Annotated in this window: 11 protein-coding genes and 1 pseudogene; 4 read left to right on the top strand and 8 right to left on the bottom strand. The window is 71.8% G+C overall.

What is annotated here, in order from left to right; all coding sequences use genetic code 11:
• The 6 genes and pseudogenes from OGL89_RS12820 to OGL89_RS12845 all read right to left on the bottom strand — a co-directional run.
• A pseudogene (locus OGL89_RS12820) lies at positions 1-348 on the bottom strand (EamA family transporter); the annotation flags it as partial.
• 138 nt (positions 349-486) lie between these two features.
• Positions 487-1,413: a carbohydrate ABC transporter permease gene (locus OGL89_RS12825; protein ID WP_263120543.1), complete on the bottom strand. Its 927-nt coding sequence runs from the start codon at positions 1,411-1,413 to the stop codon at positions 487-489.
• Complete coding sequence (locus OGL89_RS12830) at positions 1,413-2,372, bottom strand: sugar ABC transporter permease (protein WP_263120565.1); 960 nt, start codon at positions 2,370-2,372, stop codon at positions 1,413-1,415. Before OGL89_RS12830 ends, OGL89_RS12825 begins: the two co-directional genes overlap by 1 nt.
• A gap of 137 nt (positions 2,373-2,509) precedes the next feature.
• Positions 2,510-3,898 (bottom strand): ABC transporter substrate-binding protein, encoded by a 1,389-nt coding sequence (locus OGL89_RS12835; protein ID WP_263120544.1) that lies wholly within the window; start codon positions 3,896-3,898, stop codon positions 2,510-2,512.
• A gap of 109 nt (positions 3,899-4,007) precedes the next feature.
• Positions 4,008-5,018: a LacI family DNA-binding transcriptional regulator gene (locus OGL89_RS12840; RefSeq protein ID WP_263120545.1), complete on the bottom strand. Its 1,011-nt coding sequence runs from the start codon at positions 5,016-5,018 to the stop codon at positions 4,008-4,010.
• 46 nt (positions 5,019-5,064) lie between these two features.
• On the bottom strand, positions 5,065-5,583 hold the full coding sequence (locus OGL89_RS12845; RefSeq protein ID WP_263120546.1) for a VOC family protein: 519 nt from the start codon (positions 5,581-5,583) through the stop codon (positions 5,065-5,067).
• A 60-nt stretch (positions 5,584-5,643) separates the two neighbouring features.
• Here OGL89_RS12845 and OGL89_RS12850 point away from each other — a divergent pair, with 60 nt between their 5' ends.
• Positions 5,644-6,456 carry a helix-turn-helix domain-containing protein gene (locus tag OGL89_RS12850; protein WP_263120547.1) on the top strand — a complete coding sequence of 271 codons (813 nt, stop codon included), beginning with the start codon at positions 5,644-5,646 and terminating at the stop codon, positions 6,454-6,456.
• A 70-nt stretch (positions 6,457-6,526) separates the two neighbouring features.
• On the opposite strand, the gene OGL89_RS12855 is transcribed toward OGL89_RS12850, so the two are convergent.
• Together OGL89_RS12855 and serS are read right to left on the bottom strand one after the other, a co-directional pair.
• On the bottom strand, positions 6,527-7,345 hold the full coding sequence (locus tag OGL89_RS12855; protein ID WP_263120548.1) for an HAD hydrolase family protein: 819 nt from the start codon (positions 7,343-7,345) through the stop codon (positions 6,527-6,529).
• Positions 7,342-8,637 (bottom strand): serine--tRNA ligase, encoded by a 1,296-nt coding sequence (serS, locus tag OGL89_RS12860; protein ID WP_263120549.1) that lies wholly within the window; start codon positions 8,635-8,637, stop codon positions 7,342-7,344. The genes OGL89_RS12855 and serS overlap by 4 nt, the downstream gene beginning before the upstream one ends.
• An 88-nt stretch (positions 8,638-8,725) precedes the next feature.
• Between serS and OGL89_RS12865 the strand changes: the two genes are divergently transcribed.
• The 3 genes from OGL89_RS12865 to OGL89_RS12875 all read left to right on the top strand — a co-directional run bounded on the left by OGL89_RS12865 (position 8,726) and on the right by OGL89_RS12875 (position 11,942).
• Positions 8,726-9,862 carry a diacylglycerol kinase family protein gene (locus tag OGL89_RS12865; protein WP_263120550.1) on the top strand — a complete coding sequence of 379 codons (1,137 nt, stop codon included), beginning with the start codon at positions 8,726-8,728 and terminating at the stop codon, positions 9,860-9,862.
• Positions 9,863-9,916: 54 nt separating this feature from the next.
• Positions 9,917-10,810, top strand: coding sequence for an aldo/keto reductase (locus OGL89_RS12870; RefSeq protein ID WP_263120551.1), 894 nt, complete (start codon positions 9,917-9,919; stop codon positions 10,808-10,810).
• Positions 10,811-10,943: 133 nt separating this feature from the next.
• Positions 10,944-11,942 carry a MoxR family ATPase gene (locus OGL89_RS12875; protein ID WP_263120552.1) on the top strand — a complete coding sequence of 333 codons (999 nt, stop codon included), beginning with the start codon at positions 10,944-10,946 and terminating at the stop codon, positions 11,940-11,942.
• The last annotated feature ends 3 nt before the right edge of the window (positions 11,943-11,945 follow it).

The following is an 11,945-nucleotide window of genomic DNA, read 5'->3' on the forward strand; positions in this document are numbered from 1 at the left end:
CGCGGCCACGGCGACCGGTCCGAGGAACTCGATCGCCACCGCGGTGCCCAGCGGCAGCACGTCGATGGCCAGGTAGAACGTCACGTTCATCGCGGCCAGCACCACGCCGAACAGTGCGGCGGTGAGCAGGGACCGGCGGGTCCACCGTGCCCGCCAGGGCCGGCGCCAGGCGATGAGCACCACGGCGGCCACCGCGATCCGCAGCCAGGCCACCGTGGGCGACGCGATCACGGCGAACAGCCCGACCGCGAGCGCCGCGCCCGCGTACTGGGTCAGACCGCTGGCCACGAACAGCACCGGAGCGGGGACCCGCCCGGCGCTCAGCACCCCGCCGGTCCGCTCACGCACCGGGCCAGCCTACGCAGACTCCGCGGCCCGGCCGGGTGGTGAGGTCGGCAGTGCGCGCCTGACCTGCCCAGGTGCACTGCCGATCTCGGCCCGGACTGCCGACCTCGGCGCCGACTGCCGACGTCGGCGCCGAGGTGCTCAGCCCTTGACCGAGCCCGCCAGCAGCCCCCGGACGAAGTACCGCTGCAGGGCCACGAACACCACCACCGGCACGATGATCGACACGAACGCCCCCGCGGACAGCAGGTGCCACGCGGTCCCCCGGGTGCCGGTCAGGTTGAACAGCGCCACGGTCAGCGGATTGACGTTCGGCTGCCCGCCGAAGGTCAGGCCGACCAGCAGGTCGTTCCACACCCAGAGGAACTGGTAGATCCCGAACGCCGCCAGGGCCGGCTTGAGCATGGGCAGCATCAACCGGAAGAAGACGGTCACGTGCCCGGCGCCGTCCACCCGGGCCGCCTCGATCAGCTCGCCCGGGATCTCCCGCATGAAGTTGTGCAGCAGGAACACCGCGAGCGGCAGGGCGAACATGGTGTGCGCCAGCCAGATCGGCCAGAACGTCCGGTTGATGCCCAGGTCCACCCAGAGCTCCAGCAGCGGGAGCAGGGTGACCTGCAACGGCACCACCTGGAGGGCGAACACCGCCACGAACAGGGTGTTCTTCCCGGGGAACCGCATCCACGCGAACGCATAGGCGGCCAGCGCGGCGATCAGGATGGGGGCGATCACCGCGGGCAGGGTGATCGCGATCGAGTTGATGAAGTAGGGCGCCAGGTTGTCCTGGCCGGTGGACCCGAGGACGGTCCGGTAGTTGTCCAGGGTGAACGTCGGGTCGGTGAAGACCGTCCACCAGCCGGAGTTCTTGATGTCGGCCTCGGGCCGGAAGGACGTGACGAACAGCCCGAAGGTGGGCAGCGTCCAGAGCACCGCGAGGACCACCGCGGCCAACGACGCCCAGGGCGAGGTCAGCCGCTTGCGGGCGGTCTCGGCGGCGGAGCGGCCACGGCGACGCCCGGGCAGGGTGTCCGGGGTGTCCGCGACGACGGGGACAGAGAGCTGGGCCATCAGCGACCCTCCGATGCACGCAGCTGGCGGACGTTGTAGACGATGATCGGCACCACCAGGATGAACAGCAGCACCGCGAGCGCGGCGCCGAGGCCCTGGTTACCGGCGGAGAACGACTGGGTGTAGAACTCGTTCGCCACCACGCTGGTGCCGAAGGAGCCACCGGTCATCGTCCGGATGATGTCGAAGACCTTCAGACAGCCGATGGCGATGGTGGTCAGCACGACCACCACGGTCGGCCGGATCGCGGGCAGGGTGATGAACCGGAACATCTCGAACGCGCCCACCCCGTCCAGCCGGGCCGCCTCGGTCATCTCGGCGGGGATCGCCTTGATCGACGCGGAGAGGATAGTCATCGCGAACCCGGCCTGGATCCAGATCATCACCACGATCAGGAAGAACGTGTTCCACGGGGAGTCGATCAGGAACTGCTGAGGTTTCCCACCCAGCCAGACGATCACCTGGTTCAGCAGACCGATCTGCGGGATCTGTTGCTGCCCGGGGAGCAGGTTCTCGATGTGGTCGCGGTACTCGTAGACGAACTTCCAGATGATCGACGCCCCGACGAACGAGATCGCCATCGGCAGGAAGATCAGCGCCTTGGCGAAGGACTCGCCCCGGGCGCCGTCCACCAGGATCGCGTAGATCAACCCGATCACGGTGGCGACGAACGGGGTGACCAGCACCCAGAGCACCGTGTTCCGGAGCACGACCAGCTGCTCGTCCGAGCTGAAGATCGTCAGGTAGTTGTGCAGGCCGATGAACTGCGACCCGGCGGCGTCGTACAGCGAGCGGACCACGGTGCGGCCCGCGGGGTACACCAGCCCGACCAGCAGCAGGACAAGGGTCGGGGCCAGGAACAGCCAGGCGGTCTGCCGGCGGCCACGCCGCTCGGCGAGCCCGGCGAGGAACAGGATGATGCCGACCACCGCCGCGAAGGCGAGCAGGGCGATCACCATGGTGAGGAGCTTGCCGCCAGTGGTGGTGGCGGCGACGGCGAGGTGCACGTGGGCCTCCCGGGACGACGCTGTCTGGGGACGGGTGAGGCCACCGGCCCGGACCCCCGTGGGAGCCCGGGCCGGTGGTGGTGCTCAGCTCAGGAGGCGGGCCAGGCCGCCTCGATCTTGTCCAGCGTGTCCGCGGTGGACTGGCCGGTGATCCAGTTGGTCGCCTGCTTCCAGAACGCGTTGGACCCGACGGCGGCGGGCATCTGGTCCGAGCCGTCGAAGCGGAAGACCGTGTTCGGGTCCTGGAGGATCTCCACCGACAGCTTGTCGATCGGGTTCACCAGGTTCGCCTCGTCCAGGCCCTTGTTCGCCGAGATCCAGCCGCCGGAGGTGATCTCCGAGGAGGCCTTGGCCTTGGTGTTCGCCCACAGGTCGGTGGACAGGTAGGTCTGGAACGCCTGCACCTCCGGCCGGTCGGAGAACGCCAGGTTGAACTCACCGGCACCGAGCACCGGCTTGTCGTCGGCGGTCTCGCCCGGTAGGTAGAACGCGTAGGCGTTGCCGTCCTCGGCCACCGTCACCGACCCGTCGGTGGGGAAGTTCGAGGCGTAGAACGACGCCATCCGGTGCAGGAAGCAGGTGCCCTGCGGGATGCCGAGCCCGGCGTCCTGGAACGTGGTGGTGGCGATCGAGTTCACGTCGCCGAAGCCCGCGTTCACGTAGTCCGGGTTCTTCAGGTAGTCGCCGACCGCGTCCAGCGCGGCGGTGGGCACCTCGGAGTTGAAGGCGATCTCGTGGTTGACCCACTGGTCGTAGACGTCCGGACCGCCGTCGGACACCCGGAGGACCATGTCCTCCATCCAGTCGGTGATCGGCCAGCCGGTGGCCTCACCGGAGGCGATGCCCGCGCACCAGGGCTTCTGGCCGGACTCGGCGATGGTGGCGGTCAGGTCGGCCAGCTCGTCCAGCGTGGTCGGCACCTCCCAGCCGTTCGCCTCGAAGATCTGCGGGTTGTACCAGACCAGCGACTTCACGCTGGCGCCCGACGGCGCGGCGTAGAACGTGCCGTCGACGGTGCCGTAGGCCTTCCAGTCCTCGCCCCAGAACTCGTCGACGTTCGCGGCGACCTCGTCGGGGGCGGCGACCGCCTTGCCGGTGGCGACCAGCTGCTGCAGCAGCCCGGGCTGCGGCACGATCGCGATGTCCGGCGCGCTGCCCGCCTGGGCCTGCACCAGGATCTGCTGCTCGAAGTTCTTGTCCGAGGTGTACTCGACGGTCGCGCCGGTGCAGTCCTCGAACGGCTGGTAGGACTCGACGTAGGGCTGGTCCTCCGGCGCCACGATGCCGGAGTACACCGTCACCGTCTTGCCGGTCAGGTCGCCGTAGGACTCGAAGTCCGCGCAGTCGGTGGTGGTCGAGCCGCTGGACGACTCCTCGCCCCCGGAATCCCCGCCGCTGGAACAGGCCGCCAGGGCCAGTGCGACCCCGAGCCCTCCGGCGATGACGGCACTCCTGCGGTGCCGACGGATGCTGGTCATGCGTTCCTCCACATCGTCGTGGTGGCCACCGAGCCTCATCGCTCGGTGCATCGGGATCATGCAAGCGTTTACATGGAGTCCGCACAAGCGGTATCGCCGGACAAAGCGGTCACAATTCGGTCACAGGGCCGGTGGAGCTCCGCACGACCAGCGTGGTCGGGAAGACCACCTCCGGCGGCACCGGGGACCCGGTGAGCAGCTCCAGCAGCATCGTCGCCGCGGTGACGCCCTGCTCGTAAGCGTCCTGGGCCAGCGTGGTCAGCCCCAGGTGCTCGGACATCTCGTGCCCGTCGACCCCGATCACCGACACGTCCTCCGGCACCCGCAGCCCCCGGTCGCGGATCGCGAGGATCGCACCCATCGCCATCTCGTCCGACGCGGCGAAGACCGCGGTCACATCCGGTCGGGAGTCCAGCAGCCGGTGCATCGACGCCCGGCCGCCCGCCACGTCGAAGTGCCCGTGCACCTCCAACTCCGGCGATCCGTCCAGTCCGCGCCGGGTGACCTCCTCCCGCCAGCCCTGCGCGCGGCGCACCGCGGGGGACCAGGCGAGCACGTCGTCCGGCTCCCCCGACAGGTGCGCCACCACCCGGTGACCGAGCTCCGCCAGGTGCGCGACCGCCCGGTGCGCGGTGCCGGCGTCGTCCAGCCCGACGGTCGCGTGCTCCGGCGCCCCCGGCCCGACGAACACCAGCGGGTACCCGAGCTCGTCCAGTGCCGCGATCTCCGGCGGCTCCAGCGGCAGCCCGACCACCAGGACGCCGTCCACCCGGCGCCGCAGCACCCCGGGGTCCAGCGCGAGACGCCGGGTGCCGCGCTCGACCTCGAAGGTGTAGAGCAAAGCGTCGAAGCCCTCGGCCCGCAGCGCCCGCTCGGCGCCCTCGATCACGTTCGCGAAGAACCAGTGCGACACCCACGGGGAGATCAGACCGATCGTCCGGGTCCGCCCGCTCGCCAACGAGGCCGCCGACGGGGACGGCACGTAGCCGAGCTCGTCCGCGACGCGCAGCACCCGTTCGCGGGTGGACTGGTGCACGTTGGGCAGGCCGCGCAGCGCGCGGGAGACGGTCGCGGTGGACACCCCTGCCGCCCGGGCCACGTCGACGATGCCGTGAGCCATGGCGGCGATTCTGCATCGTCGGACCGCACGGGGTCCACCACCGGGGTCAGGCGCCCTGCTCGGCCGCCCACTGCGCGACCCGCCGCGCGCTCTCCTCCTCCGACAGGTCCTCGACCCGGGTCATCACCGACCAGCGCACCCCGAACGGATCGCGGATGCTCGCGAACCGGTCGCCGGAGACGAAGGTGGTCGGCGGTTCCCGTACCGTCGCCCCGGCCTCGACCGCCCGCTCCACCACGTCGTCGCAGTCCGCGCAGTACAGGCCGAGCGAGTAGCAGTCGTCGTCGCCCTCCGGGGCCGGGACCAGCCCGTAGGCCGGCTGCGGCTCACCGAGCTGGAACTGCCCGTGACCCAGGTCGAGCACCGCGTGCGCCACCACGCCGCCCATCTCGGTCACGTCTACCACCCGGGCGCCGAAGACCTCGGCGTAGAACCTGATCGCCTCCTGCGCGCGCGGCACCACGATGAACGGGGTCAGGCTGGTCAGTCCTCGGGGCACGCCCCGGACCGTGTGCTCACCGTCGGCGGCCCGCGTCGACTGTCCGTGCTCTGTGGTCTCATCCATGGCAGCAGCCTGCGGCGCCGTCCCGGTGCCGGCTTGAAGATTCCCGACAGGAGGGACGCCTTGACCGACGACTGGCGCGGCATCCTGCACCCGGCCCGGCTGCCCACCTTCCACCGGCTGCCCGCACCGGCGCCGGTCGCCGACCTGGTGCGCTGGTTCTGGGTGCCGGAATGGGACCTGGAGTCCGGGCAGGTCTCCCGCCAGGAGGTGCTGCCGTTCCCGGCCGGGAACCTGGTCGTGCAGGACCGGCACTGCGCGCTGTTCGGCCCCACCACCCGCCGATCGGTGCGTGAGCTGCGCGGGCGGGGATGGGCGGTCGGCGCGCTGCTGCGACCCGCCGGACTGGCGGCGCTCACCGACGACCCCGGCGCGCTCCGGGACGGGGAGCGGGACGGCCCGGCCGGACTCGCGGCCGCGGTGACCTCCGCCTGGGAGGGTTCCGCACACCCCCGCGAGGCCGCTGTCGCCGCGTTCGCCGACCGACTGGCCGCGACCCTGGACCCACCGGGCGACGACGCCCTGCTCGCCAACCGGATGGCCGACCTGATCGACTCCGACCCGACCGTCCTGCGGGTGGACGACCTGGCCGCCCGCCTCGGCCGCTCCGAGCGGAGCGTGCAACGCCTCGCCGCGCGCCACGTCGGGCTCCCGCCGCTGGCCATGATCCGGCGCCGGCGGCTGCAGGAGGCCGCCGCCCGGCTGCGCACCGACCCGGCCGTGTCGCTGGCCGAGCTGGCCGCCGCTCTCGGGTACAGCGACCAGGCGCACCTCACCGCGGACTTCCGCACCGTGCTCGGCCTCACCCCCGGGCGGTACCGGGACGACGGTCGAGCCGATCCGCCGACCCGCGGCCCGGACGCGCCGAGCACGTGAGGGGATCGACCGCCGATCCCTTCTGGTCGTCGGGCACCGCCCCGTGGTGTCCGGCACGCCGCACCGAACGTCAGCCCTCCGCCAGCACCGACCGCAGCACGTCCACCAGTCCGTCGTCCTCGATCGTGCCGGTGACCTCGTCCGCCGCCGCCCGGACGTCCTCGCCCGCGTGGCCCATCGCGACCCCGCGGGCCGCCCAGTCCAGCATCTCGACGTCATTGGACCCGTCGCCGACCGCCACGGTCGCGAACGGCTCCACGCCCAGGTCACGGCGCAGGTCCTCCAGGGCGGACCCCTTGTTCACCCCGCCCGGGGTGAGGTCGAGCCAGGCCGACCAGCCGACCGCGTAGGTGACCTGGTGCAGCCCGACCCGGCGGACCAGCTCGCGGAACTCCTCCGGGGTGCGGCCCGGGTCACGGACCACCACCCGCGTGGCCGGACGCGAGACCAGCTCCTCGAAGTCGCAGACCCGCTGATCGCCGGTGAGCTCGCCCTCCGGGAAGCCCCGGGTCACCAGGAACCCGCGCCCGAGGTCCTCGACCGCGAAGAACGCGTCCGGCAGCTCCAACTGCAGCACCCGCAGCGCGGGCTCCGGGTCGAAGGTGATCTGCCGGGTCACCTCGTACCCGCCGGGCAGCTCCGGGTCCAGCCGGGACGTGACGGCGCCGTTGGACGACACCGCCCACCCGGTCGTGATGCCGAGGTCGTGCGCGACCGGCACGGTCGCCCGCACCCCGCGACCGGTGGCGAGCACGATGTGCGCACCACCCGCCTGGAGCGCGGACACCGTCTCGCGCACCGCGTCGGAGATCACCCCGTCGTACGTCATCAACGTGCCGTCGACGTCCAGGGCGACCAGGGTCCCGGCCACGGTGCGCGGGTGGGTCATCGCGATGCTCCTCCGGTGGGCTCCAGCAGCTCCAGGCCGCCGAGGTAGGGACGCAGTCCTTCCGGCACCCGCACCGAGCCGTCGGCCTGCTGGTGGTTCTCCAGGATGGCCACGATCCATCGGGTGGTCGCCAGCGTCCCGTTGAGGGTGGCGACCGGGCGGACCTCGCCGTCGGCGGTCCGCTCCCGGACCCCCAGGCGGCGGGCCTGGAAGGTGGTGCAGTTCGAGGTGCTGGTGAGCTCCAGGTAGCGCTGCTGGCTGGGCAGCCACGCCTCGCAGTCGAACTTGCGGGCCGCACTGGAGCCGAGGTCGCCCGCGGCGGTGTCGATCACCCGGTAGGGCAGGTCGGCCAGGGCGAGCATCTGCTCCTCCCAGCCGAGGATGCGCTGGTGCTCCGCCGCGGCGTCCTCGACGGTGGTGTAGCTGAACGCCTCCACCTTGTGGAACTGGTGCACCCGGATGATGCCGCGGGTGTCCTTGCCGTAGGAGCCGGCCTCCCGGCGGTAGCAGGCCGACCAGCCCGCGTAGCGCTTCGGACCGTCCGACAGGTCGATGATCTCGCCCGAGTGGTAGCCCGCGAGCGCCACCTCGCTGGTGCCGACCAGGTACAGGTCGTCGGCCTCCAGCCGGTAGATCTCGTCGGCGTGCGCGCCGAGGAACCCGGTCCCGGCCATGATCTCCGGCTTGACCAGGGTCGGGGTGATCACCGGGGTGAACCCGGCCGCCAGCGCGCGGTCGACGGCGGCGTTGAGCAGCGCCAGCTCCAGGCGGGCGCCGATGCCGGTCAGGTAGTAGAACCGGGCGCCGGAGACCTTGGCGCCGCGCTCGGTGTCGATCGCGGCCAGGCCCTCGCCCAGCTCCAGGTGGTCGCGCACCCGGAAGTCGCCGCCGTACTCGGCGCCGAAGTCACGCGGGACGCCCTCGTGCCGCAGCACCACGTAGTCGTCCTCACCACCGGCGGGCACGCCCTCGGCCACGACGTTGCCGATCCGCCGGGACAGCTCGGTCGCCAGTGCCTCGGCCTCGTCGGCGTCGGACTGCAGCGCCTTGACCCGCTCGGCCAGCGACTTCGCCCGGGCCAGCAGCTCCTGCTTCTCCTCCCCCTGCGCGGAGGCGACCAGCTTGCCGAGCGACTTCTGCTCGGCCCGCTGGTTCTCGAAGTCGGTGAGCGCGGCGCGACGGCGGGCGTCCGCGTCCAGCACCTGGTCCACCAGGCCCGGGTCGTCACCGCGCGCCACCTGGCTGGCACGGACGACGTCGGGATCCTGACGCAACAGCTTGAGATCGATCACCAGGCGAGCCTACTAAGCCGGCGGCGGAGCTCAACCGTTGTCCACAGGCCGCGGGCGGGAAACGTCGGATGTGCGTAGATTCAGGCCCATGACCTGGGAGGGATGGTTGGCCACCGCCGCGCTCGTCGTGGCGGTCGTCGCACTGGTGATCGCACTGACGACCCGACGATCGGCCCTCCCGGCCCGGGCACCGTTCCGCGCCACCGTCACCGCGCCCGAGCACGAGACGCCGTCCCGGCCGCTGGTCGCCTTCGTCGCCAACCCGTCCAAGACCGGTGTCACCGACCTGCGCCCGCAGCTGCGGCGCGCCTGCGCGGAGCAGTACCTGCCCGAGCCGTTGTGGCTGGAGACCACGCCGGACGACCCGGGTCTCGGCCAGACCCGGCAGGCGCTGGAGCGCGGCGCGGACCTGGTGGTGGCGCTCGGCGGCGACGGGACGGTCCGCGCGGTGGCGGAGGGGCTGGTCGGCACCGGCGTCCCGATGGGCCTGGTCCCGGTCGGCACCGGCAACCTGCTGGCCCGCAACCTGGACATCCCGATCGGCGACCCGCTGGCGGCGTTCCAGCTCGCGGTGGACGGCGTGGACCGGACCATCGACGTCGGCTGGCTCCGGGTGCTCAAGTTCGAGTCGAACGTCTCCGACGACGTCGCCGAGGCCGACGACGACCGCCCGGACGACTCCGACCTCCCGCGCGACCACATCTTCCTGGTGATCGCCGGGGTCGGGTTCGACGCCGCGATGGTCGCCGACGCCGACGACGACCTGAAGGCGAAGGTCGGCTGGATCGCCTACTTCGTGGCCGGGATCAAGCACCTGCACGGTCGTCGCCTGCGCACCACCGTCCGGCTGGACGACAGCGACGGCGAGCCGGCCCGGGTGCGCAGCCTGCTGATCGGCAACTGCGGTCGTCTGCCCGGCGGCATCACCCTGCTCCCCGACGCCGAGCTGGACGACGGCTGGCTGGACATCGCCGCCATCGACACCCGGGGCGGCGTCGCGGGCTGGGCGCAGCTGTTCGGCGAGGTCGTGCTCCAGGGCGTCGGCGTCACCCCGCAGCTGCCGGCCAAGATCGGCCGGATCGACCACGCCCGCGCCCGTGAGGTGCACATCCGGATCGACGGCGGCGAGTACGTGCAGGTGGACGGTGACGTGATCGGCGAGGTCACCGAGCTCTCCGCCCGGGTCGACCCGGGGGCGTTGGTGGTGCGGGTCGGGGGGCACTGACAGGGCCTCCCTCCCGGGCTGTGCCCCGGTCGGCACGGGCCTAGCGTCGGTGCCATGACCGAGATCCCCACCCTCACCCTGAACAACGGCGTCACCCTCCCCGCCCTCGGACTGGGCGTGTACCAGAGCGCCCCCGAGGAGACCTCCGCCGCGGTCGAGACCGCGTTGCGCGCCGGCTACCGCCACCTGGACACCGCCGCCGCCTACGGCAACGAGCGCGAGGTGGGGCAGGGCATCGTCGCCTCCGGGGTCCCCCGCGAGGAGATCGTGGTCGAGACCAAGATCTGGGTCAGCGACTACGGCCGCGAGCGCACGCTGCACGCCGTCGACAAGGCGACCGCCAAGCTCGGCGTGGACGTGATCGACCTGCTGATCCTGCATCAGCCGCTGGCGGACCACTTCGACCGGACGATCGAGGCATACCTGGCCCTGGAGGAGGTCTACGCGGCGGGCCGGGTCCGGGCGATCGGGGTCAGCAACTTCACCGTGACGCACCTGGACCGGCTGGCCGAACGGTCCACCGTGGTCCCGGCCGTGAACCAGGTGGAGCTGCACCCGTACTTCCGGCAGCCGGAGCTCCAGGCGGTGCACGCCGAGCGCGGCATCCTGACCCAGGCGTGGTCGCCGATCGGCGGGATCACGTTCTACCCGGGCTGGGGCGAGGACCGCCGCTCGGTGCTGGACGACCCGGAGCTGACCGGCATCACGGCGTCCCACGGGGTGAGCCCCGCCCAGGTGATGCTGCAGTGGCATCTGCAGCAGGGCCGGTCGGCGATCCCCAAGTCGACGAACCCGGACCGGATCCGGCAGAACATCGATCTGCACCTGACCCTGTCCGCGGACGAGCTGGCCCGGATCGACGGGTTGGACACCGGTCGGCGCACCGGCCCGGACCCGGACCGCCACATGCCCCCGGAGATGCTGGACCGGGTCATCCCGGAGGCCTGAGGGGGCCGCCCGGCAGCACCCGATCGAGTGCCCTTCCACCCGCTCGCACCACCCGTCGGCCACGCGGCCGGTACCCGGGCAGGACATACTGACCCGCGGCGATGTACCGAGCCGGCACACAGGAAGGCCACCCATGACCGACGGGGACACCCGGATCAGCGAGCGGGAGCTGCAGCACGCCCAGGTGCTCGTGGGGCAGATCGGCAGCTTCTTCGACCAGCGGGTGGTCGGTCAGCGCAATCTGCGCACCGCCCTGCTCTGCACGGTGATGGCGGGCGGGCACATCCTGCTCGAGTCGGTGCCGGGTCTGGCCAAGACCACCGCCGCCCAGGCGCTCGCCGCGTCCATCTCCGGCAGCTTCCACCGGATCCAGTGCACGCCGGACCTGATGCCGAACGACATCGTCGGCACCCAGATCCTCAACTACTCCACCGGCACGTTCAGCACCCAGCTGGGCCCGGTGCACGCCAACGTCGTGCTGATGGACGAGATCAACCGGTCCAGCGCGAAGACCCAGTCCGCGATGCTGGAGGCGATGCAGGAGCGCCAGACCTCGATCGGCGGGGAGGTGCACCCGCTGCCCCGGCCGTTCGTGGTGCTGGCCACCCAGAACCCGATCGAGGAGGAGGGCACCTATGTGCTGCCCGAGGCCCAGATGGACCGCTTCCTGCTGAAGGAGGTGCTGGACTACCCGGCGCCGCCGGAGGAGATCGAGGTGCTGGGCCGGATCTCCTCCGGGGCCCAGTCCGCGCCGATGACCGGCAACCCGGTGTCGTTGGAGGACGTGCGCTTCCTGCAGGATCTGACCCGCCGGGTGTACGTGGACGACGCGATCCGCCGGTACATCGTGGCGCTGGTGGCCACCACGCGGGGCGGCGGCCCGGCCCCGATCGCCGGGCTGCAGCGGCATGTCCGGGTGGGCGCGAGCCCGCGCGGGTCGATCGCGCTGATGCAGATCGCGCAGTCGCTGGCGGTGCTGGCCGGCCGGGCGTACGTGATCCCGGAGGACGTGAAGGCGCTGCGGCACTCGGTGCTCCGGCACCGGCTGGTGCGCACGCTGGACGCCCTGGTCGACGGGGTCTCCGCGGAGAGCCTGATCGACGCCGTCTTCGCCGCGGTGCCCACGCCCTGAGCG

The sequence above is a fragment of the Cellulomonas sp. RIT-PI-Y genome (assembly GCF_025642745.1).
In the GTDB taxonomy this organism is placed as follows: Bacteria; Actinomycetota; Actinomycetes; order Actinomycetales; family Cellulomonadaceae; genus Cellulomonas.

Excerpts from the sequence above, each read along its gene's own strand:
- OGL89_RS12865 (WP_263120550.1), top strand. The coding sequence starts at position 8,726 with ATGACCTGGGAGGGATGGTTGGCCACCGCCGCGCTCGTCGTGGCGGTC.
- OGL89_RS12835 (WP_263120544.1), bottom strand. The coding sequence starts at position 3,898 with ATGACCAGCATCCGTCGGCACCGCAGGAGTGCCGTCATCGCCGGAGGG.
- OGL89_RS12840 (WP_263120545.1), bottom strand. The coding sequence starts at position 5,018 with ATGGCTCACGGCATCGTCGACGTGGCCCGGGCGGCAGGGGTGTCCACC.
- OGL89_RS12855 (WP_263120548.1), bottom strand. The coding sequence starts at position 7,345 with ATGACCCACCCGCGCACCGTGGCCGGGACCCTGGTCGCCCTGGACGTC.
- OGL89_RS12830 (WP_263120565.1), bottom strand. The coding sequence starts at position 2,372 with ATGGTGATCGCCCTGCTCGCCTTCGCGGCGGTGGTCGGCATCATCCTG.
- OGL89_RS12875 (WP_263120552.1), top strand. The coding sequence starts at position 10,944 with ATGACCGACGGGGACACCCGGATCAGCGAGCGGGAGCTGCAGCACGCC.
- OGL89_RS12870 (WP_263120551.1), top strand. The coding sequence starts at position 9,917 with ATGACCGAGATCCCCACCCTCACCCTGAACAACGGCGTCACCCTCCCC.
- OGL89_RS12825 (WP_263120543.1), bottom strand. The coding sequence starts at position 1,413 with ATGGCCCAGCTCTCTGTCCCCGTCGTCGCGGACACCCCGGACACCCTG.
- OGL89_RS12845 (WP_263120546.1), bottom strand. The coding sequence starts at position 5,583 with ATGGATGAGACCACAGAGCACGGACAGTCGACGCGGGCCGCCGACGGT.